Raw genomic sequence first — 20,842 nt, 5'->3', positions numbered from 1 at the left:
TAATTAATTCTTAATGAACCGCCCAGTACCGAACGGTACGCTGTGGTGGTGTGAGAGGACGGGGAATAAACTAATTATTTCCCTCCTACTCGATTGCTTGTTTTATTATTTATAAAGTGATTATGTAAATTTAGATAAAAGAGATTAAAAATACTAGTTAATATAGTCAGAAATCAGGTTGATTTTAGGTAAAAAACTCTATTATTAAACTAGCTCAGCTTTTAAGCTGAGCTTTTTATTGTGCCTTTTTATTTAAATAATCAAAAAAATGTGATATAATTAAAAAGAATAAAATAAATAAATGAGAAGGGGTAACAGGTGGCAGATCGCAAAGAACAAATTATTCAGGCTGGAATAGAAATCTTTGCAGCCAGAGGCTATTATAATACTCATATAGCCGAGATAGTCGAGAAAGTTGGCATTGCAAAGGGGACATTTTATTTATATTTTAACAGCAAGAAGGATCTTTTTATTTCTCTGATAAAAAGATATGAAGAAATATTTCTAGAAGTATTTGATAATTACACTTTTGCTACAGATAATAAAGATTTAAAAAATTTTTTTGAAGAAATGTTACTTAAATTTTTTAGACTTTATAAAAAGCATGAAAACCTTTCTATAATTATTTTGAGAGAAGCAGTTGCTGTAAACGAAGAATTTGGAGATGAATTTAAAAAAATGGAAGCAAAACGCTTCCAGCGCTTAAATAATTTATACCAATTTTTGATAGAAAAAGGTTACATATCAAAAAATATTGACTTTGATTATTTTGCCTGTGCTTTTGTTGGAATTATGGAAAGTATAGTAATGAGGAGACTTATTTTAAGTGAGAAAGACTTTGATATTGACGAAGCAGCAGACAAAATAAGTAATTATTTAAATAAAGCAATTAGTTAATGATCATTTTATTATTTGGAGGGATTAATCATGAAAGAGAGATTTAATGCATTAGAAGTAATGGAGATGGCAAAGGATATTGAGATAAGAGGAAAAAAGTTTTACTTAAAACATGCTGAGGCGACTGAAAATAGGGATTTGAGAGAACTTTTTAAAAGGTTAGCTCAGGATGAACAGGATCACTACGAAAAATTTGTAGCCTTAACTGAGGAACTGCGTGAGGGAAGAGATGACGCAGATTATCTCTATGAAGAGGAGGTTAGTGCTTATTTTAATTATCTGGTTGAGTATTCTATTTTTCCCAAGGATGACAGTGGAGAATCAATTGAAGCTTTAAATGATGTAGAAAAAGCTTTAAAACTGGCCATTCAGGCTGAAAAAGATTCTATTCTATTTTATCGTGAAATGTGCGAGTACAATGAAGGTAAAACGATCGAAGCTGTTAATCAGCTAATTGAAGAAGAAAAAGAGCACTTAAGAGCACTCGGCAAATATATTCAGGAATATGGACAAAAATAAAGAAGAACGAGAAGTTATAAAAAATAATAAGACTGATGATTTACATTACATTTACATGGTCGAATGCAGTGATGGCAGTCTTTACACAGGCTATACCACTGATGTAGAGCGGAGACTGGAAGAACATAATGCGGGGCAGGGAGCTAAATATACCCGGGGCCGGATTCCGGTTAAGCTCCGTCATCAGGAATCCTTTAAAAACCGCAGTCAGGCCCAGAAAAGAGAATATGAAATCAAGCAGCTCCCCCGCAGAAAAAAGGAGGAACTGATAGATTAAAATTCTCCTAAAAAGCGGGGTTCGACTTCAAGTTGGACACCGCTTATTTTATAAACCTCTTCTTTAACTTTTTCGATTAGATTGACTATATCTTCAGCAGTGGCATGATCCTTATTGACTATAAAGCCTGCATGTTTGGTAGAAACCTGAGCTCCCCCAATTTGAAAACCTTTCATTTTCGCCTTTTCGATCAGGGGACCTGTATAGTGTCCTGGAGGTCTTTTGAAAATACTACCGGCACTTGGTAAGTCCATCGGCTGTTTGCTCCAGCGTTTATTATGCAGTTCATCCATTTTGGCTTTGATTAAACTTTTTTTAGTTTTTTTAAGTTCAATTGTAACATTGACTGCAATCCAGTCTGGCTCTTCTTTTTGTAAAATGCTTGTTCGGTATTCAAGCTTTAGTTCAGTTTTGCTGAGTTCGATTAATTTTCCATTTTGATCTATAAATTGTGCCTTAACAATTACATCTTTCATTTCTCCACCGTAAGCTCCGGCATTCATGTAAAGTGCTCCTCCCAGTGAACCCGGGATTCCGGCTGCAAATTCAAAACCACCTAACGAATTCTCGCAGGCCAGGTCGGCAATTTCTTTAAGCTCCAGACCACATTCGGCAGTGATCTGATTGTCTTCAAATTGATAGTGATTCAAACTGCCGGTGTAAATAATAATACCGCGATAACCTTTATCGGAAATAATTAAATTACTTCCTTTTCCTAAAATAAAATAGGGGATCCTGGAATTAACAATCAGCGGCATTAACTTTTTTAAAGCAGTAATCTTCTCTGGTCTCAGGAAAAGATCTGCAGGGCCTCCAACCTTAAAACTTGCAAATTCAGCTAAATTTTTATTTTTTTCTAGCTTCAGGTAGTTTATTTTCTCCAGTTTATTTGTTAAACTATTTATATCAGATAGTTTTTCCATCTTGGATGCTCCTTTGAGATTTAATATTCTGTTAAAGTAAGGGTTTGATTTTAGTAGTTAATTTTAAGTACAATCTAATAATATAATATGTTAAAAGCGAATAAAAATCAATTTTATAAAGTTTATTTTTAGTTTTGATTCAGATAAGGCTTTAAATGGGGGGTAAAAATGAAATATAAGGAGATATCACTGCGGGAGATAGAAAGTCGGCCGGATCAGGTTAGACAAAATTTTTCGGAAGAAAGAATAGACAGCCTGGCAAAATCGATTGCAGAAGTGGGACAGCTGCAGCCGATTGTAGTTCAGAAAAAGGATAATCATTATCTTTTAGTTGCAGGGGAAAGAAGACTGAGGGCTGTTAAAAAAGATGAAAAGGAAAAAATAGCAGCGGTAATTTTGGAAGATGAAGTTTCACCGGAGAAATTTAGGCAGATACAGCTAATTGAAAACCTACAGCGGCAGGATTTAAATCCCCTGGAGAGAGCAACTTCTATTAATAAATTTATGGAAGCTAATAATCTGAGTAAAAAAGATGCAGCTGAAAAACTGGGTGTTGCCAGAACAACTTTAACTCTCTGGCTCAATATTCTGGAGATGAAGGAAAAATATCAAAGGGAAGTCTTAAAAGAAGACTCACCTATAACTTTATCTCATTTGAGCCTGGCTCACGGTCTGGCATCTAAAACAGGTGATCCCAGTAAAGCTAACCAGCTGCTGGATGCAGTAATTAAACATAATTTGAGCCGGAAGGAGACACAGGAGGTAATAGATTTATTTTATAAGTATCTTCATATTCCAATGGAAGAAGCGGTTGCGGCAGTACTTTTAAAACGGGAAAGAATGAAAATGAAAGAGTACTGGGATGATGATAGTGATCAGAATTCACATAATCCGGTTCGCAAATTATTTCGATCATTTAGTAATATCAATGATAATCTGGAGGAGTTTATGGAAGAAGAGGGTAATCTTCCAGAAGAAGATAGAAAAGAGCTTTTAGATGAATTTTTATATCTCTATCAGATAATGGGGATTTTAATTCCAGATTTAAAAGATAAATCTGTAGAATCATTAGTTACAGATATTAAGACTCAGGCTAAATAAAGGCAGAGTTTTGAATTAAGAACTGAATTTTTCAAAAAAGAGGTCTGACGTCTAACAATATCAAATATTAATAATTTAGGGGTGGTATTTTGAAAAAGTTTAATAGAGTGATTTTGATGGTAATGGATAGTGTCGGGATTGGAGAATTGCCAGATGCAGAGGAATATGGAGATCAGGGAGCTGCGACACTGCAGAATACTGCAGCTGAGATAGGTGGATTTGATCTGCCAAATTTAGAAAAACTGGGGCTGGGGAAAATAGCACAAATTAAAGGCCTTGATTCTGAGCTGGAGGCTGAGGGAGCTCATGGAAAAGCAGCAGAGAAATCAAAAGGTAAAGATACCACTACTGGTCACTGGGAGCTTGCTGGCCTGATTTCAGAACAGCCTTTTCCGACCTATCCAGATGGTTTTCCAGCTGAGGTAATGGATCAGTTCCATAAAGCAATTGGAAGAGATTCACTGGGCAATAAACCTGCCTCAGGCACAGTTATTATCGAGGAACTTGGCCAAAGGCATATGGAGACAGGAAAACCAATTGTTTATACTTCTGCAGATAGTGTCTTCCAGATAGCAGCTCACGAAGATGTGGTTTCAATTGATGAACTATATGGTTATTGCAAAAAGGCCAGAGAAATTCTGCAGGGTGAGCATGCGGTTGCTAGAGTTATTGCTCGTCCATTTTTGGGAGAACCGGGTAACTTTGAGCGGACAGAAAGAAGAAAAGATTTTTCTTTAACGCCACCGGAGCCGACTATTTTAAATTATTTGCAGGATAATGACCTGGAAGTAAATGCTGTGGGGAAAATAACTTATATTTTTAATCACAGCGGAATTTCTAATTCTATTACTACTTCCAATAATATGGCTGGAATTGACATGACAGTGGAGTTTTTAGATCAGGGTAAAGAAGGCTTAATTTTTACTAATCTGGTTGATTTTGATCAGAACTACGGCCACCGCCGGAATATTGAGGGTTATGCAGCTGCTCTTAAGGATTTTGATCAGAGGATTCCAGAAATCAAAGCTGCTATGAAAAATGATGACCTGCTGATAATCACTGCAGATCACGGCTGTGATCCGACTCATGCGGGTACTGACCATACCAGAGAATATATTCCACTACTGGTTTATGGTAAAGGAATCAAAAAGAACACAAACTTAGGTGTTAGAGATACTTTTTGCGATATTGCTGCAACAATTGCTGATATTTTTGAGATTGAGCAGCTGAAAAATGGAAAAAGCTTTTTGGATCTCATAGTTGATTAAGTTTTTCTAATTAGATTATTATTCTCTGTTTTCAGGCAGCAGATCTAAAAATTTTTCAGCAGCTCTGGAAAGTGGAATCTTTTTATTTTTAACAACTGCCAGTTTTCTTGCTGGCAGTTTTTCTTTTGTTTTAACTTCAAATAACTCTTCTTTTTTGAGGTCCAGACAGTATTCGGGTATCAGTGCAATACCGAGACCGATCTTTGTCATTTCAATTAATAAATCAACACTGCCGAGTTCAACTGCAGCCTCAATTTCTATCCCCAGCTTAGTTAAAGCAGCTTCCAGAAATTTTCGAGTTGTAGTTTTTGCTTCCAGCATTAAAAGAGGATAATATTTTATTTCCTTCAGTTTAATCTCTTTTTCTCTCAATTCTTTAAATTCACTGCCCGCTATAAAAAGATCATTAAAGCTAAAAATTTCCTGATATTCCATCTGATCAGTGATTTTTGGATTGGGGAGATTGCTGATGATTAGATCAACTTTGTTCTGCTGCAGGAGCTCAATACAGGTACTGGAGGTTCTATTTGTAATCTGAATCTGTATTTCCGGGTAAAGATGGTGATATTTTTTTAAATAGGGGAGTAGATAATCCTTGGAAATTGTATCATTGGCACCAATATGGATTTCTCCTCTTTCTAAAGCGTTGATTTCTCTGATACTTTTTTCTCCATTTTCAATCAAATTAAAAGCCGGCTCAATATGTTCAAAAAGTATTTTTCCCGCTTCAGTTAACTGTACTTTTTTGGTACTTCTAATAAATAATTCAGTTTCTAATTCTTTTTCCAGATTTTTTATATTCTGGCTGACTGCTGACTGAGAAATAAAGAGTTTGGCAGCTGCCTTTGAAAAACTTAAATCTACTGCTACCTGGTAAAAAACCTTATATAATTCAAAATTCAAAGCCATTGATTATCTCTCCTTATTAATGATATTAGTATTATTAATTTTACTTCTCAATTGTATCATTCTATAATTAAATTGCAAGTAATTTTTGCCCAGGTAAAAGTTAATTCTAAATAAGAAAATTAATATCTTTCCATTAAAAAATCAAAGAATAACTAAGTTTCATATTTTGATTTAATTAGCTTGCCTTCCTGATCACAACCTCCTGTTGTGCAGGCAGCAAAAAACCTCGTGTTTTTTGAGCTAATTTAATCAAAATATTCAACAAGTTATATTAATAATTTTTTAGAGTCACTCATTAATTTTCTTATTTAGAATTAATAACAGAAGTTACATAAAAATTTTCAAAAAGGGGCGCTTAAAATGTCAGATAAGATCAGACGGGTTTTTGTTGAGAAAAAGGAAGGTTTTGATGTAGAAGCTGAGGAGCTTTTGCATGATTTTAGAGAAAGTCTTGCACTTGATCATTTAGAAGAACTCAGGCTGCTTAATCGCTATGATATTACAGATATTTCCGATTCGGCCTATCAGGAAGCCTGTGAGACAATTTTAGCTGAGTTACCTGTTGATTTAATCAACCAGGAGAAGATTGAGACTGCAGCTGATGAAGAAATTTTTGCTGTTGAATATCTTCCGGGACAGTATGATCAGCGGGCTGATTCGGCTGAGCAGTGTATTCAGATTTTAAATAATGATGAGAAGCCGACGGTCAGGGTGGCCCAGGTTTTCATTTTGAAGGGAGATTTAAGTAAAACAGAGATAGATAAAATTAAGGACTATTATATAAACCCGGTTGATTCGAGAGAAGCAGCACTCAAAAAACCAGCCAGTCTGGAAATGCAGTATAAAGTGCCGGAAAAGGTAGAGACTGTAGACGGATTTATTGAAGCTGATGAACAGGGTTTAGAAGATCTTTTAGCTGAACTTAGTCTGGCAATGAGTTTAGCTGATTTGAAACATACTCAGAAATATTTTAGAGACGAAGAAAATCGAAATCCGACAATTACAGAAATCAAAGTACTTGATACTTATTGGTCTGATCACTGCAGACACACAACTTTTTTAACAAAAATTGAAAATGTTGAAATAGAAGAAAGCAAGTTTACTCAGGAAGTAAAAAAAGCTTATCAGGAGTATTTAAATGGCCGCCAGAAGATCTATCAAAATCAAGAAAAGGATATCTGCCTGATGGATATTGCCCTGCTGGGGATGAAAGAATTAAGAGCAGAAGGGAAATTAGAAGATCTAGAGATTTCAAACGAGGTAAATGCTGCCAGTATTGAAGTGACTGTAGATGTTGATGGTCAGGAGGAAGATTGGCTGGTAATGTTTAAAAATGAAACCCACAATCATCCAACTGAGATTGAACCTTTTGGGGGAGCAGCAACCTGTCTTGGAGGTGCAATTAGAGATCCACTTTCCGGACGTTCTTATGTCTATCAGGCGATGCGGGTAACTGGTGCTGGTGATCCCAGAACTCCGATTGAAGAGACTCTGGAAGGGAAATTGCCGCAGAAGAAAATTGTACAGGAAGCTTCTGATGGCTACAGCTCTTATGGAAATCAGATTGGACTGGCAACTGGAATGGTTAACGAAATTTATAATGAGCGGTATCTGGCCAAACATATGGAGATTGGGGCTGTGATTGCGGCAGCACCAAAAGAAAATGTAGTACGCGGTGAGGCACTGCCGGGAGATATAGTTTTACTTTTAGGTGGAAAAACAGGGCGTGATGGCTGTGGGGGTGCAACCGGTTCATCAAAAGTGCATACTGAAGATTCAATAGAAGAAAGCAGTGCAGAAGTACAGAAGGGTAATCCTCCAACTGAAAGAAAAATTCAGCGTCTGTTTAGAAATCCTGAAGTCAGCAAAAAGATTAAGGTCTGTAATGACTTTGGAGCCGGAGGAGTTTCGGTTGCTATTGGTGAGCTGGCTGATGCCCTGGAGATTAATCTGGATGCTGTCCCCAAAAAATATGAAGGTTTAGATGGAACAGAGCTTGCAATTTCAGAATCGCAGGAAAGAATGGCGGTTGTAATTGATGCTGCGGATGTGGAAAAATTTATTCAGCTGGCAGCAGAGGAAAATCTGGAAGCCACAGTGGTAGCAGAGGTTAAGAATCACCACCGTTTAATTATGGAATGGAATGATGATCAGATTGTTAATCTAAGCCGTGTTTTTCTGGATACAAATGGAGCAGTTCAAAAAACTGAAGTTAAGGTCTCAAAGCCGATAGCAGCTAAAAACTATTTCAAAAAGGCTGTAGGGGAGCGTCTGCCGGAAACAAAAAATTTAAAAGATAAGTGGCTGCAGAATCTGGCTGATATCAATGTGGCCAGTCAAAAAGGTTTGATCGAAAAGTTTGACAGTTCAATCGGAGCTGGCAGTGTTACAATGCCCTTTGGAGGTAAATATCAGCTGACACCAACTCAGGCTATGACAGCAAAAATCCCTTTAATCAAGGGAGAAACAAATACGGGTACAATTATGAGCCATGGATATGATTCTAAATTAACAACCTGGAGCCCTTTTCACGGAGCTTTATATGCAGTAATCGAATCAGTTGCTAAAGTTGTAGCCACTGGGGGAGATTATTCTAAAATCAGATTCACATTCCAGGAATATTTTGAGCGTCTGAGAAATAATCCGGAGCGCTGGGGAAAGCCATTTAGTGCCCTGCTGGGAGCTTACAGAGCTCAGAAAGATTTTGGGCTGCCTGCAATTGGTGGGAAGGACAGTATGTCTGGAACATTTAAAGATATTGACGTACCACCAACTTTAGTTTCTTTTGCAGTAGATACAGTTGATGTTAACAATGTTATTTCACCCGAATTTAAAAAATCGGGGAGTAAGTTAGTGTATCTGCCAGTTGAGCGGGATGAAGCTGAAATGCCGGAGATAGCTAAACTAAAAAAGAATTACAGTAGAGTTGAGAAATTAAATTCCGAAGCGAAGATTTATGCTGCCTCTGCGATTACAATTGGTGGACTGGCTGAAGCAATTTCTAAGATGAGTTTTGGTAATAAAATTGGAGCTGAAATTACTGCCAGACTGAGTCCGGAAGAGTTATTTTCACCAGAATATGGAGCCCTAATTTTAGAAGTTCCAGCAGCTTTTGAGCCAGAAATATTGTTTAATGACTTAGATTTTAAAGTAATCGGAAAGACTATCAAAGAAGAAGTAATTAAAATTAATGGAGTTGAAATTTCAATAGCTGCAGCACTTAAAAGCTGGGAAGAGCCGCTGGAAAAAATCTATAAAACTGAGGTGGCAGATGAAGAGATTACTGCTTTAGTCGAGCCAGAGGTAGAAAAAGAATTATTAAATCCTGAATATTTTCCGCGGAAGCAGAGCTTTAGCTCACAGATAAAAGTTGCCCAACCCAGGGTTCTAATCCCTGTTTTTCCGGGAACAAACTGTGAATATGATACAGCCCGACAGTTTAGAGAGGCTGGGGCTGAAGTTGAAACTTTTATCTTTAAAAATCTGGAGCCAGAACAGGTAGAAGATTCAATTGAAAAGATGGCTGCATTAATCAGCGACTCCCAGATTGTAATGCTGCCGGGAGGTTTTAGTGCAGGAGATGAGCCAGATGGTTCCGGGAAGTTCATTGCGGCAGTATTTAGAAATCCGAAAATTAAAGAGGTAGTAATGAAGTTATTAAATGATAGGGATGGTTTGATGCTTGGAATCTGTAATGGCTTTCAGGCTCTGGTTAAGCTTGGACTCTTACCCTATGGTAAGATTAGAGACTTAACTGAGGATTCACCAACTTTGACTTATAATACAATTGGACGTCATGTTTCTCAGATGGTAAATACAAAAATTGTTTCCACAAAATCTCCCTGGCTTGCCAATGTTGAGGTGGGAGAAATTCATTCAATCCCGGTTTCCCATGGAGAAGGTCGTTTTGCAGCAGAACCTGCAGAACTCAGAAAGCTGAAGCAGAATGGACAAATTATTACTCAGTATGTAGATTTAGCAGGGAATCCAACAATGGAAATCCCTCATAATCCAAATGGTTCCCTTGCTGCAGTAGAGGGAATTTGCAGCCCAGATGGTAGAGTTTTTGGTAAGATGGGACATTCTGAGCGAATTGGAAACAATGTAGCAAAAAATATTAGCGGTAAAAAAGATCAAAAACTCTTTCAGGCTGGCGTAGATTATTTTAAGAAATAAACGTACACCTACCGTTTACTTGTCATTTTATGTCGAAAAACGACAAGTAAATGCTATTAAAGAGAATAAAATCTTTAAATTCATACTTCCTTCACATTTGCCCCTTATGATATAATTGAAACGAAATATTTAAGTTTAAATAAGGAGTAGTGATATTATGTTTAGATTAGGACATATGGGTAGATTTGGCCATATGGGATTTGGCAGTTTCTGGGGAGGTGGAGGTTTTATGATGTTTTTCTGGTTTATTATCCTGGCTGCAGTGATTTATTTTATTATTCAGAGAAGTAATGAAAATAATAATTACAGGCAAAGAGATGGAAGTTATAATGATCAGCAGTTAAGCAGTAACCATAGAGATGATGCGGAAGAAATAGCCCGTCAGCGTTATGCTGAGGGTGAAATTTCCAGAGAAGAATTTGAAGAAATTATCAAGAATTTGAGAAAATAAATTTTATAAATCTATTAAAACAGCTGTGATTCTTAAAAAAGAATCACAGCTGTTTTAATTTTCGACAAAAACCGACAGGTAAACGGAAGGTGTACATTAACGTGCAATAATAGTATAATAAAGTTAAATATTAATAATTTTGTATTTTGAGTAGAGAGGAGATGAGCTTATGGGGCTGGAGTTAGAACAATATAAGTTAATAGTAGAAAACACTCCCAATTTAATCTGGGTCTCCGGGGTGGATGGAAAATGCTATTATTTTAATCAGACCTGGTTGGATTTCCGGGGACGTAGTTTAGGCGAAGAATGTGGTTATGGCTGGTTTGAAGAAGGTGTTCATCCTGACGACCAGGAGCGCTGTCTGAATATTTATAAAGAAAATTTCAACAAAAAACAAGAATTTCAGATGGTATACAGACTTAAACGCCATGATGGAGAATATAGATGGATAGATGATTCGGGAGCTCCATTTTATGATGATGCTGGTAAATTTTCTGGTTTTGTGGGCAGTTGTGTTGATATAACAGAAAGAATTAGAGGTCAGCAGTACAAAGAAAGAGCTACCAGAGATGGATTAACAGGTATTTTAAATCGGCAGCACTTTTTTGATTCAATGAACGAGGAATATTTTAAGGCATTAGAAAATGATGTTCCTTTATCCTTAATTATGTTTGATGTAGATAAATTTAAGTTGATTAATGATAGTTATGGACATCTGATAGGAGATCAGGTTTTAAAAGCAATTAGTAGTTCAGTCAATGAGGTTGTCAGAGATTTTGATGTTTTTGCCAGATATGGGGGAGATGAGTTTATAGTTGGACTTCCTGGAACCGATAGGATGGCTGCAAATCAAGTCGCAATCAGAATTCAGGATAATATAAATAAGATTGTAATTGCAAACAAAAAAGATCTAAAAATTTCCTGCAGTATTGGAACTGTTACTTTAAATGAGGAGAAGTCTATTGAAGATTTGATTGATAGAGCAGATAAAGCGCTGTATATTTGCAAAAATGAGGGAGGTAATTGTGTAGTTAATTATCCTCAGAAACTTGCTCATAAGGCTTAATATCTGCTATAATAAAATTTGTTAATGTAAAAATCAAATTCCCTGCAGATTAATAATTTTTTAAAGTCTTTAAAAATAAAGGAGAATAAATTATGAAGAAAAAAATTGCAGTTGTAACTGACAGTACTTCTGATTTAACCAAAACTGATTTAGAGAAGTTTGGAATAAAATCCATTCCACTGAAGGTTATTTACAGTGACCAGCAGTTTCATGATCGGGTTGATATCACTCCGGCTGAAGTTTATGAGAGCTTTGACCGTGAAATTCCAACTACCTCTATGCCTTCTCCCCAGGAAATTATGGATGTTTATAATACGCTAAAGGATGAAGGTTATACTCATATTATTTCTATTCATATTTCCAGTGGCTTATCTGCAACCTACAGTAATTGTATGATGGTTGCTGATCAGATAGAAGGAATAGAGGTAGAAGTGATTGATTCTAAGATGCTTTCTAAAGGTCTGGGTAGACTGGTAATGTACGCAAATTCTTTAGTTGAAAATGATGAATTAAGTTTTGACGAAATTATTGAAAAAGTTGAAGCTAAAAAAGAAAAAATAGAGGTCTTTTTTGTGGTGGAAACCCTTAAATATCTCAAAAAAGGTGGTAGAATTGGTAAGGTATCTGGAACAATTGCCGAGTTTTTAAACATCAAGCCTATAATTGCCATCGATGATGAGGGTGAATATTTTACTTTTGAAAAAGTTAGAGGACGTAAACGCTCACTGAAGAAAATGTATTCCATAATCAAAGAGCGATTACAGGAAGGCAGAGAATATGTTGTTGATGTAATGAATGCAGCTGCTGAAGAAGAGGGACAGGGGTTATTAGCGAAGTTTAAAGAGCTGGCTCAAGTTAAAGAGACATATTTTAGTGAGATCAGTCCGGTTATGGTAGTTCATACCGGTCCCGGTCTAATTGGTGTTGTCCTGACAGAGCTTGATAAATAAATATATAGAAAAAATTATTTTATGAGCAGTCCAGGGGGCTGTTCTTTTTTTTGCTTTAATACTTGACAATTTAACTCAACTTTACTATAATTGAAATTAGTAATCAATATCAATCAAATTAAGGAGGGAGAAAAATGGCTAAAAAGAAACAATTTAAGTTGAACTGGGCAGATAATCAGATTTTTGATTATGAATTAGTTAAGAATCCAGAAAATAATAAGTCCCATGTTGAAAAGAGAAATGAGCTAATTAAACAGGGGGAAGTCGAATGTTCAGAATGGTGGTTATGTTGGAGAAAACATTAATAACATTAATAATGAGAAATAAAAAAATAAAATTATTTTGAAAAACCTCTTTTAGTTTGCAGCTGAGAGAGGTTTTTTTTATTTTTTAAAGGAATATGCCAAAATATAAAGAATTATAAATTAGTTATTAGAGATTGTATTTCAGATAAAATAATTCTGGGGGAATAAAATGTTTAAACATCATGCAAAAACAATTGAAAATTTAAAAGACAAGATTAATGCAGATCCAGAAATAAAAGCTGCCTTGATTTGTGGTTCAATAGCTCACGGCTATGCCAGAAAAAATTCTGATGTAGATGTTCTTTTTATAATTTCGGCTGAAAACTATAATGAGAGAAAGAAAAGAGGAGAACTAACATATTTTAATCAGGACTTAGCTGTTAAACCTGCAGAATATGTGGATGGTAAATACATAGATTTAAATTTTATGAAAAATGTATCTCAGAAGGGAAGTGAGCCAGCTAGATTTGCTTTTGAGGGAGCAGAAATTATTTATTCGGAAATTGATAATTTAGAAGAACTTTTAGAGAAGATTATAATTTACCCTAAAAAAGAAAAAAGAGATAAAATAGTTAGGTTTTACGCCCAGTTTGAGGCCTGGAAATGGTATGCTGAAGAGGCAATAAAACATAATAATATGTATCTTTTAAATCGCTCTGTAAATAATTTTGTACTTTTTGGAGGCAGGCTAATACTGGCAGAAAATGAAACCCTATATCCTTTCCACAAATGGTTTTTAAAAGTTTTGTCTGAGCTTGAAAATAAGCCGTCTGATTTAATGATGATTATTGATCAGCTAATGAGTTCTCCTGATCAAAAGTCAATAGATCAATTTTATCAAAAAATAAAAGAGTATAAAGACTGGCCTCAGTCTGAGTTAAGGTGGCCCAATATTTTTATGCAGGATACGGAGTTAAGCTGGCTGGATGACAAAACTCCGGTTGCTGATTTATAATAGATCAAAGGAGAAATCAATGTAAAATAAAATTATTTTAACAAGCAAAAGACTAAATTTTAGATTTTTTGAAAAAAGCGATTTAGAAAAAATTTATCAAATGAGTCAGGAAGAGGGGATCAAAAAATGGCTGCCTGACCAGTGTTATCAGAATAAAAAGGAAGCGGCTGAAGTTATAAACTTTTTAATTGAATGTTATTCTGAAATAGATCCTTCTACAAAACCTTTTGTTCTGGGTATCGAATTAAATGAGAACAGTGATTTAATTGGTCATATTGGCTTAAGTCCTGTTGGTGGTCTTATTGAAGTTGGTTATGCTGTTGAAGAAAAACATCAGGGAGCTGGTTACGCTACTGAGGCGGTCAAAGGATTTTCAGACTGGGCTCAAAAAGAATTTAATTTGGAAGCAATCTGGGGAATTGTAGGAAAAGAGAACCTTGCTTCGGCAAAAGTGCTAGAAAAAGCTGGTTATTCACCTGATAAATCAAATGAAAATATTGATAAAGATTATTATTGTTTTGTTTAAATATGCTGAACATCTGGATAAAACAGAAAAAATTGCCGCAATTTATAGAGATCAACTGGATTCCAATAAAAACATAATCATTATTTTGGCCTTACACTAAAGTTGAAAGTGGAGGGCTTTTTCTTTTTTTAAAAAGCAGGATTTTTTGGAGTTACAGCTAATTCAAATAATAAGTATTTTAATTATAAATATCACAGGAACAGGAGATGATCAAAATGGAATTTTATTCTGAATTCAGTAAAAACTATGATAAAATTTTCCCGCTTAATTCTAATAAGCTTGAGTTGATAGATAATACATTTAAAGATCTGAAAGAAAAAAGAAAAAATATCAAACTTCTGGATGTTGGCTGTGGTACAGGAAGTTATGCACTGGCTCTGGCTGAAAAGGGTTATCAGGTTAAAGCGATTGATCTTGATGCAGAGATGATTTCTCTGGCAGAATCCAAAATGGAAAAAGTTAAAGCAGATGTTGATTTTTATCGACTGGGGATGTTAAATTTGAAGAAGAAATTTAGATCAGCCAGCTGTGATGGGATTTATGTCATTGGCAATGTACTGGTTCATCTAAAAAAAGATGAGATTAAAGAATTTTTAGCTCTGGCTGCAGAATTATTAAAAGAAAATGGTAAAATATTTGTCCAGATAGTTAATTATCGGCGAATTCTGGAGTTGAATTTAGATGGGTTACCAACAATTTACAGCAAAGATGATTCTGTCCGTTTTGAGCGCAATTATGACTACAATGAAAAAGAAAATATAATATATTTTAAAACTAAACTAATTGATCATTTTGATGATCAAATTTTATCAGAAAATGAGATAAAACTATATCCTCTCTGTAAAAGTGAACTGGAAGCTAATTTACAGGCAGCAGATTTTAAAGTTGAAAGCACATATGGAAGTCCGGGTGGTGACCAGTATCGGGAATTAAGCTCGATTCCACTGATTCTTACAGCTCAGAAAAATTAAATTAAAGTTCAGGAGGGATTATTTATGGATAAAAACAATTATGATTGGCGTCTTGGATTTCTTGGATTTTTAGGATTTATGGGATTTCAGGCATTTAGTCTTGATGAGCCAATTTATTTATTATATTTTTCCTTCTTTAGTTTTTTCTCAGCTTTTCAGTATAAATATCCAAAATTGAAATACCTTGGTATATTAGGACTGCTGGGTTTTTTACTATATTTTCTTGCTTTACTGGGAGTGATTACAGTTTAAAAATAATCAAAAGTGAGGGGGGTTAAAATGCTCAAAAAAATAGGGACTATTATATTATTTTTAAGTCTCGCTCTGCTTTTGGGAGCAGGAGTTTATCATTTATTTATGGCAATTATATATGATCCTGGCCTGCCGCTGCTGATCAAAATAGCACTGCTTGGACTTATTATTGCTTTGATTGTGATTTTGATCGCCTTAATTAAAGAAAGAAGGGAGGATAAGAAAAATGAAAAATATGATCATCGTGAATACTGAAGAAATTGCTGGGGAAGAGATTGTTGAGGTTTTAGGATTAGTTAGAGGAAATACAATTAGAGCCAGACATATTGGTAATGATATAATGGCAGGTCTCAGAAATATAATTGGGGGAGAAGTAAAAGAATATACTCAAATGATCAGTGAAGCCCGGGAAGAAGCATTAAAAAGAATGTTGGAAGAAGCTGGCAAACTGGATGCGGATGCAGTGGTCAATGTGCGTTTTACTACTTCTCAGGTAATGGGAGGAGCTGCAGAAATCTTAGCTTATGGAACCGCTGTTAAATTAAAATAAAATCAAAAATATATTTAAAAATTTATACTGTAAAAACAGAAAGAAATCTGGAGGAATTAATTTATGCGTTATTTCAAAAAAATAGAAGGAAAAAGAATTTACTTATCACCAATAAATATTGAAGATGCAGAAAAATACACAGAATGGTTAAATGATTTAGAAATAACAATTAATTTATCTATGCCCCACAATACCTATACTCTGGACCAGGAAAAAGAAGCCCTGAAAAGTTTAAGTCAGGAAGGCTATAATTTTGCCATAGTAAATAAGGAAGATAACAAACTTTTGGGAAATTGTGGGCTGATGAATGTTGATTTAATTAATCGAATAGGCGAGGTTGGTATTTTTATTGGCAATAAAGAATTCTGGAATAAAGGTTATGGAACTGAAGCAATGAAACTGCTTCTGGATTATGCTTTCAATCTTTTAAACTTAAACAATGTGGAGCTAAAAGCTTATGCTTTTAACAAAAGGGCGATTAAGTGCTATCAAAAGTGCGGTTTTAAAGAGATTGGCATCAGAAGACAGGCTCATATTATAGCTGGAAAAAAATATGATGAAATCTATATGGATGTCTTAGCTTCAGAATTTGAAGGCAAAATACCGAATCTGGTTGAGCAAAAAGTTGATCAGACCAGGGAATAATGGAAAGTCAGGAGAAAGGAAATTATGAAGAAACTATTGATTTTTTTACATCTTTTTGTAGGAATTGGAGCTTTATTTGGGGGTGGGGGAGCAATAATTAACCCTCTTGATCCAATGGGGATTTCGGTTGATGTTTTACATACTATATATTTTATGATTGGTGGCATAGAAATACTATTATCATTAAGGCTTATCGGGAATAGAAGAAATATTTATTAATAAAAGTGGGCAGCTACCTGTCCGCTTTTATTTTAAAAGCAGGTAATTAATTAACTTTATCGAATAATAACTTTAAAGAGCAATCAATTTTTATAATAAGGAGCAGATAGATGATTAACCACATACATATTCTGGGGCCATCAGGTTCCGGGACTACTACTATCGGTAGAAAACTGAGCAAAGAATATAATCTGGCTCATTTTGATGCAGATAATTATTTCTGGAAGCCAACAGATCCACCTTATCAATATCTGCGTTCTATTGAAGAAAGGCGTCGGCTGCTTAAGGAGGATCTCGAAAAGGAATCAGGCTGGATAATCAGCGGGTCTTTTTGCGGCTGGGGGGATATTTTTAGGGAAGAATTTGATCTTGTTATTTATCTCTGGACGCCAATAAATGTCAGGCTGCAGCGGTTAAGGAGTAGAGAACAAAAACGTTTTGGCAGTGCTGTTTTACCGGGTGGAAAAATGTTTGAGCGGCATCAGAAGTTTTTAGACTCAGCTGCCAGATATGATTATGACCAGACAGAAATTAGAAATAAGAGAACTCACGAAGAATGGATGCAGAAATTGGAATGTCCTGTCTTAAAAATTGAAGGGGAAAAATCTGTAGCGGAAATTATGGAAATTATTAAAAATAAAATTGAAGAACTGGAAAGTTAATTTTAGTTAAAAGATAGTGGATTTACTGATTGTTAATTGAAATATATTTTAGATATGGAGGGATAAAATGAGCAGTATTGTAGTCTTAACAAATGAAATTTTTGATCTACCTCAAGAGGCTGAAGCTGAGATTCGAGAAATTGCTCCAGAAATGAAATTAGATATTGTAGAATCAAGCAGTGATTATTCTGAATTAATTAAAAAAAGTGAAATAGTATTTGGCTGGCCCAAAACAGATTTAGTTAAACAGGCTGAGAACCTAAAATGGCTGCATCTGCCCAGTGCCGGTGTTGATCGTTATGCCAATAAGGAAATTTATCAAAATCAGGATATTGTGCTCACAAATTCCAGTGGTGTTTATGGTAAACCGATTGCAGAACATGTTTTTGCAATGATTATGGCCCACAACCGAAATTTAATTGAGTATGCATATGACAAAATGGAAAAGAAATGGCAGCGCAAAAATGAAATCAAAGATTTCTTTAATTCGACAATTGGGATTTTAGGATTGGGTGATATTGGCAGTACTATTGCTAAAAGAGCTAAAGCCTGGGGGGCTCAAGTTCTGGCTTTAAAAAGAACAGTGACAGAGCTTCCCGATTATGTTGACCAGATTTATTTAAAACAGGATTTAAATAAACTGCTTAAAAAGTCTGATTATGTGATTCTGACTCTTCCGGCAACTCCGGCAACTAAGGAAATAATCGGTAGAGAAGAATTGAAGCAGATGAAAAATTCAGCCTTTATCGTTAATATTGGCAGGGGTTCGCTGATTAAACAGGAGGATCTGGTGGAAGCTCTAGAAAAAGGCTGGATTGCTGGAGCTGGACTTGATGTAACTGAACCGGAACCACTACCGGAATCAAGCAGCCTGTGGGAAATGGACAATGTGATTTTAACTCCTCATACTTCTGGATTTTCTCCAACCAATGATCAGCGTCGTTTTGAAATTTTTAAAGATAATTTAAAACATTATTTGGATCAGCAAGAATTGTTAAACCAGGTAGATTTTAAACTGAAATATTGATTTATTATTAACTGCTCTGAATAGAGCAGTTTTTTAAAAATTTAAAGCAGGAAAATTAACTTATGTACAGAACTAAATATAATAATAATTAACAATAAATTACTATAATTTTTAGTATTAATTGGGAGGTTTGTGGCCAGTGCAGAAGATTAGAGTTGGGATTAAGGGAAAAATGATTAGTTTTATTGTTTTTTTAGTTATTTTAACAGTCTTGAGTCTTGGTTTTTATTCTTTAAATAATTTGAATAACACGCTTTATCAGGAGAAAAAAGAGCAGGTTAAAGAAATGGTTAATTCGGCTCTGGGAGTTATAGAATATTATTATCAGCAGCAGATTGCGGACAATTTAAGTCGGAATGAAGCCCAAAAACGGGCTGCAGCAGTACTTGAAAAGATGACTTTTGGCCCGGGAGATCAGGATTATTTCTGGATTAATGATCAGCAGCCGGTGATGATTATGCATCCTTATTCTAAAAGCTTAGAAGGTGAAAATATTGCTTCGATTCAGGATTCGAATGGAAAATATTTATTTAAAGAGATGGTAGAAGTGGTAAAAGAGGAAGGCGCTGGTTTTGTAGAATATCAGTGGCAGTATTATGATCAGAAAGGTCGGGTAGAACCTAAACTTTCTTATGTCAAGGGCTTTGAGCCCTGGGGTTGGATTATTGGAACCGGAGTTTACATCAATAATATTAGAAGTTCTTATTTAGAGCTCAGAAACCAATTTTTAATAATTGGAGCTATAATTCTATTGATTTCGTTGGTTTTAACTTATTTGATTGCAAATTATCTGGCCCGGCCAATTACACTGCTAACCTCGATAATTAATAAACTTTCTGATTTTGATCTTAGAGATGATAACAGTAAAGCCTTAAATAAATACAGCCTCCGAAAAGATGAAATTGGATCAATTGCAGAGGCACTTAAAGTAATGAAAACAAATCTTCTGGAATCAGTAACAAAAGAGGCAAATATCGCTGACAATCTGGCGGCTTCGAGTCAGGAACTATCGGCAAGCAGTGAAGAAATGTCAGCTTCTGCTGATGAAGTAAGTAATTCTATCAAAAAACTGGCTCAGGGAACTGTGAAACAAAATGATATGCTGGATCAAACTGAGAAAAACATGTCCGAACTTGATCATAAAATTGATTCCATCACAGAAAAAGCAGAAGTTATTAAATCTGAGGCAGAAACAGCAGGAATTGAAATTGATAAGGGAAGTAAAGCTGTAAAAACTACTGCAGACCAGATAGAAGTAGTGGTAGATAATCAGCAGTTTGTTCTAAAAAGTGTAACAGAGTTAGATCAATTATCAGGACAGATAGGTAAAATTGTTGAAATAATTAATGGTATAGCAGATCAGACTAATCTTTTAGCTTTAAATGCAGCAATTGAAGCAGCTCGGGCCGGGGAAGCCGGTCGTGGTTTTAGTGTGGTTGCGGAAGAGATAAGAGAATTGGCCGAAGAATCTTCCACCGCTACAGATGACATCAATAGTTTAATTAAAGAGATTCAGAAAAAAGTTAGTCACACTACAGAAATGATGGATCAGTCTGAACAGGGGGTTAAAGCCAGCAGTCAGGCGGTATCCAGAGCCGAAAAAACTTTTGTAGAAATTAAAAAAGTTGTTTTTCGATTGAGTGACTTAATAAATGAAATTGCTGATAATTCTCAGGAAATGAAGCTTAAAGGAAAAGATGTAAATCAGGCTGTAGAAAACATTTCGGAAATCAGCCATGAATCTGCTTCGATAGCAGAAGAAGTAGCCGCAGCTTCAGATGAACAGAGTCATTCGACAATTGACATTGTCAAAGCTGCAGAAGATTTGGCAGAAATGGCTCAAAATTTAACTGTTATTACTTCAAAATATAAAAGTTAAATATATAAAAATTAAAGGCCCGGGCAAATATTTTTTTTGCTTCCGGGCTTTTTAAAATATAAACCCAAATTGCAATGTTAAATTAGTTTATTCTAATGTCTGTTTAAAAAATAAATTTTAATAGTAATTTTAGCCAGATACAATTTGCCAATCTCAGTTGACTTGTAGTCAGTTTTTTGCTATCCTTAAATGTGTCGATTAGATAAAGGAGGTAAAATTATGTCAGTAGAAGATAAGGAAAACTCATTAGAAAATAAAAAAGATAAAATCCGACTTGGTGGCGGCCAGGCGAGAATAGAAAAACAGCATAAAAA

23 protein-coding genes are annotated in these 20,842 nt (G+C 35.2%); 21 read left to right on the top strand and 2 right to left on the bottom strand.

The features are described from left to right. The first annotated feature begins 318 nt into the window (after positions 1–318). From DFR79_RS15085 to DFR79_RS15075, 3 genes are read left to right on the top strand one after another with little or no spacing between them, the layout of a single operon-like run. On the top strand, positions 319–897 hold the full coding sequence (locus tag DFR79_RS15085) for a TetR/AcrR family transcriptional regulator (protein ID WP_133516301.1): 579 nt from the start codon (positions 319–321) through the stop codon (positions 895–897). 30 nt (positions 898–927) lie between these two features. Beyond that, a complete protein-coding gene (locus DFR79_RS15080; RefSeq protein ID WP_133516300.1) occupies positions 928–1,416 on the top strand; it encodes a ferritin-like domain-containing protein in 489 nt (162 codons plus the stop codon). 55 nt (positions 1,417–1,471) lie between these two features. Beyond that, positions 1,472–1,693, top strand: a complete 222-nt coding sequence (locus DFR79_RS15075; RefSeq protein ID WP_432207100.1) for a GIY-YIG nuclease family protein — start codon at positions 1,472–1,474, stop codon at positions 1,691–1,693. Here DFR79_RS15075 and murB read toward each other — a convergent pair. Then, on the bottom strand, positions 1,690–2,616 hold the full coding sequence (gene murB / locus DFR79_RS15070) for a UDP-N-acetylmuramate dehydrogenase (protein ID WP_133516298.1): 927 nt from the start codon (positions 2,614–2,616) through the stop codon (positions 1,690–1,692). The two genes, DFR79_RS15075 and murB, sit on opposite strands and share 4 nt — an antisense overlap. Positions 2,617–2,784: 168 nt before the next feature. Between murB and DFR79_RS15065 the strand changes: the two genes are divergently transcribed. Then, positions 2,785–3,717: a ParB/RepB/Spo0J family partition protein gene (locus tag DFR79_RS15065; protein ID WP_133516297.1), complete on the top strand. Its 933-nt coding sequence runs from the start codon at positions 2,785–2,787 to the stop codon at positions 3,715–3,717. A gap of 89 nt (positions 3,718–3,806) precedes the next feature. After that, the gene (locus DFR79_RS15060; protein WP_133516296.1) at positions 3,807–4,985 is read left to right on the top strand and encodes a phosphopentomutase; all 1,179 of its coding nucleotides are present in this window, start codon (positions 3,807–3,809) and stop codon (positions 4,983–4,985) included. Positions 4,986–5,003: 18 nt separating this feature from the next. Here DFR79_RS15060 and DFR79_RS15055 read toward each other — a convergent pair whose 3' ends face one another. Further along, a complete protein-coding gene (locus DFR79_RS15055) occupies positions 5,004–5,894 on the bottom strand; it encodes a LysR family transcriptional regulator (RefSeq protein ID WP_133516295.1) in 891 nt (296 codons plus the stop codon). 360 nt (positions 5,895–6,254) lie between these two features. Here DFR79_RS15055 and DFR79_RS15050 point away from each other — a divergent pair, with 360 nt between their 5' ends. The 16 genes from DFR79_RS15050 to DFR79_RS14980 all read left to right on the top strand — a co-directional run bounded on the left by DFR79_RS15050 (position 6,255) and on the right by DFR79_RS14980 (position 20,528). Further along, a complete protein-coding gene (locus DFR79_RS15050; protein WP_133516294.1) occupies positions 6,255–10,070 on the top strand; it encodes a phosphoribosylformylglycinamidine synthase in 3,816 nt (1,271 codons plus the stop codon). A gap of 157 nt (positions 10,071–10,227) precedes the next feature. Then, complete coding sequence (locus tag DFR79_RS15045) at positions 10,228–10,521, top strand: SHOCT domain-containing protein (protein WP_133516293.1); 294 nt, start codon at positions 10,228–10,230, stop codon at positions 10,519–10,521. Positions 10,522–10,690: 169 nt separating this feature from the next. Beyond that, a complete protein-coding gene (locus tag DFR79_RS15040; protein ID WP_133516292.1) occupies positions 10,691–11,587 on the top strand; it encodes a sensor domain-containing diguanylate cyclase in 897 nt (298 codons plus the stop codon). 92 nt (positions 11,588–11,679) lie between these two features. Further along, positions 11,680–12,537 (top strand): DegV family protein, encoded by an 858-nt coding sequence (locus DFR79_RS15035; protein WP_133516291.1) that lies wholly within the window; start codon positions 11,680–11,682, stop codon positions 12,535–12,537. A 134-nt stretch (positions 12,538–12,671) separates the two neighbouring features. After that, positions 12,672–12,842, top strand: coding sequence for a hypothetical protein (locus DFR79_RS16195; protein WP_166638078.1), 171 nt, complete (start codon positions 12,672–12,674; stop codon positions 12,840–12,842). Between the two features lie 169 nt (positions 12,843–13,011). Continuing rightward, positions 13,012–13,797, top strand: a complete 786-nt coding sequence (locus DFR79_RS15030; RefSeq protein WP_133516290.1) for a nucleotidyltransferase domain-containing protein — start codon at positions 13,012–13,014, stop codon at positions 13,795–13,797. A gap of 31 nt (positions 13,798–13,828) precedes the next feature. Further along, positions 13,829–14,323, top strand: coding sequence for a GNAT family N-acetyltransferase (locus DFR79_RS15025; RefSeq protein WP_133516289.1), 495 nt, complete (start codon positions 13,829–13,831; stop codon positions 14,321–14,323). A 215-nt stretch (positions 14,324–14,538) separates the two neighbouring features. Continuing rightward, positions 14,539–15,294 carry a class I SAM-dependent methyltransferase gene (locus DFR79_RS15020; RefSeq protein WP_133516288.1) on the top strand — a complete coding sequence of 252 codons (756 nt, stop codon included), beginning with the start codon at positions 14,539–14,541 and terminating at the stop codon, positions 15,292–15,294. Between the two features lie 24 nt (positions 15,295–15,318). Continuing rightward, complete coding sequence (locus tag DFR79_RS15015) at positions 15,319–15,546, top strand: DUF3796 domain-containing protein (protein WP_133516287.1); 228 nt, start codon at positions 15,319–15,321, stop codon at positions 15,544–15,546. A gap of 27 nt (positions 15,547–15,573) precedes the next feature. Continuing rightward, complete coding sequence (locus DFR79_RS15010) at positions 15,574–15,801, top strand: hypothetical protein (protein ID WP_133516286.1); 228 nt, start codon at positions 15,574–15,576, stop codon at positions 15,799–15,801. Further along, on the top strand, positions 15,782–16,096 hold the full coding sequence (locus DFR79_RS15005; RefSeq protein WP_133516302.1) for a heavy metal-binding domain-containing protein: 315 nt from the start codon (positions 15,782–15,784) through the stop codon (positions 16,094–16,096). Before DFR79_RS15010 ends, DFR79_RS15005 begins: the two co-directional genes overlap by 20 nt. 63 nt (positions 16,097–16,159) lie before the next feature. Then, the gene (locus DFR79_RS15000; protein WP_133516285.1) at positions 16,160–16,741 is read left to right on the top strand and encodes a GNAT family N-acetyltransferase; all 582 of its coding nucleotides are present in this window, start codon (positions 16,160–16,162) and stop codon (positions 16,739–16,741) included. Between the two features lie 24 nt (positions 16,742–16,765). Further along, positions 16,766–16,960: a hypothetical protein gene (locus DFR79_RS14995; RefSeq protein ID WP_133516284.1), complete on the top strand. Its 195-nt coding sequence runs from the start codon at positions 16,766–16,768 to the stop codon at positions 16,958–16,960. 110 nt (positions 16,961–17,070) lie between these two features. Further along, complete coding sequence (locus DFR79_RS14990) at positions 17,071–17,622, top strand: AAA family ATPase (protein ID WP_133516283.1); 552 nt, start codon at positions 17,071–17,073, stop codon at positions 17,620–17,622. A 67-nt stretch (positions 17,623–17,689) separates the two neighbouring features. Continuing rightward, on the top strand, positions 17,690–18,649 hold the full coding sequence (locus DFR79_RS14985) for a D-2-hydroxyacid dehydrogenase (RefSeq protein ID WP_133516282.1): 960 nt from the start codon (positions 17,690–17,692) through the stop codon (positions 18,647–18,649). Positions 18,650–18,788: 139 nt separating this feature from the next. Beyond that, positions 18,789–20,528, top strand: coding sequence for a methyl-accepting chemotaxis protein (locus DFR79_RS14980; RefSeq protein ID WP_133516281.1), 1,740 nt, complete (start codon positions 18,789–18,791; stop codon positions 20,526–20,528). Positions 20,529–20,842 lie beyond the last annotated feature (314 nt).

This window comes from Halanaerobium saccharolyticum, from assembly GCF_004362045.1.
GTDB classification, from domain to species: Bacteria; Bacillota; Halanaerobiia; order Halanaerobiales; family Halanaerobiaceae; genus Halanaerobium; species Halanaerobium saccharolyticum_C.
Note: the sequence above shows the minus strand (reverse complement) of the source record. Positions and strands in the feature narration are given on the sequence as shown.

What these genes read in the sequence shown, in the direction of transcription:
- DFR79_RS15020 (WP_133516288.1), top strand. Translation starts at nt 14,539, where the DNA reads ATGGAATTTTATTCTGAATTCAGTAAAAACTATGATAAAATTTTCCCG.
- DFR79_RS16195 (WP_166638078.1), top strand. Translation starts at nt 12,672, where the DNA reads ATGGCTAAAAAGAAACAATTTAAGTTGAACTGGGCAGATAATCAGATT.
- DFR79_RS15030 (WP_133516290.1), top strand. Translation starts at nt 13,012, where the DNA reads ATGTTTAAACATCATGCAAAAACAATTGAAAATTTAAAAGACAAGATT.
- DFR79_RS14995 (WP_133516284.1), top strand. Translation starts at nt 16,766, where the DNA reads ATGAAGAAACTATTGATTTTTTTACATCTTTTTGTAGGAATTGGAGCT.
- DFR79_RS15065 (WP_133516297.1), top strand. Translation starts at nt 2,785, where the DNA reads ATGAAATATAAGGAGATATCACTGCGGGAGATAGAAAGTCGGCCGGAT.
- DFR79_RS15080 (WP_133516300.1), top strand. Translation starts at nt 928, where the DNA reads ATGAAAGAGAGATTTAATGCATTAGAAGTAATGGAGATGGCAAAGGAT.
- DFR79_RS14985 (WP_133516282.1), top strand. Translation starts at nt 17,690, where the DNA reads ATGAGCAGTATTGTAGTCTTAACAAATGAAATTTTTGATCTACCTCAA.
- DFR79_RS14990 (WP_133516283.1), top strand. Translation starts at nt 17,071, where the DNA reads ATGATTAACCACATACATATTCTGGGGCCATCAGGTTCCGGGACTACT.
- DFR79_RS15000 (WP_133516285.1), top strand. Translation starts at nt 16,160, where the DNA reads ATGCGTTATTTCAAAAAAATAGAAGGAAAAAGAATTTACTTATCACCA.
- DFR79_RS15005 (WP_133516302.1), top strand. Translation starts at nt 15,782, where the DNA reads ATGATCATCGTGAATACTGAAGAAATTGCTGGGGAAGAGATTGTTGAG.
- DFR79_RS15010 (WP_133516286.1), top strand. Translation starts at nt 15,574, where the DNA reads ATGCTCAAAAAAATAGGGACTATTATATTATTTTTAAGTCTCGCTCTG.
- DFR79_RS15015 (WP_133516287.1), top strand. Translation starts at nt 15,319, where the DNA reads ATGGATAAAAACAATTATGATTGGCGTCTTGGATTTCTTGGATTTTTA.
- murB (WP_133516298.1), bottom strand. Translation starts at nt 2,616, where the DNA reads ATGGAAAAACTATCTGATATAAATAGTTTAACAAATAAACTGGAGAAA.
- DFR79_RS15045 (WP_133516293.1), top strand. Translation starts at nt 10,228, where the DNA reads ATGTTTAGATTAGGACATATGGGTAGATTTGGCCATATGGGATTTGGC.
- DFR79_RS15055 (WP_133516295.1), bottom strand. Translation starts at nt 5,894, where the DNA reads ATGGCTTTGAATTTTGAATTATATAAGGTTTTTTACCAGGTAGCAGTA.
- DFR79_RS15075 (WP_432207100.1), top strand. Translation starts at nt 1,472, where the DNA reads ATGGTCGAATGCAGTGATGGCAGTCTTTACACAGGCTATACCACTGAT.
- DFR79_RS15050 (WP_133516294.1), top strand. Translation starts at nt 6,255, where the DNA reads ATGTCAGATAAGATCAGACGGGTTTTTGTTGAGAAAAAGGAAGGTTTT.
- DFR79_RS15035 (WP_133516291.1), top strand. Translation starts at nt 11,680, where the DNA reads ATGAAGAAAAAAATTGCAGTTGTAACTGACAGTACTTCTGATTTAACC.
- DFR79_RS15040 (WP_133516292.1), top strand. Translation starts at nt 10,691, where the DNA reads ATGGGGCTGGAGTTAGAACAATATAAGTTAATAGTAGAAAACACTCCC.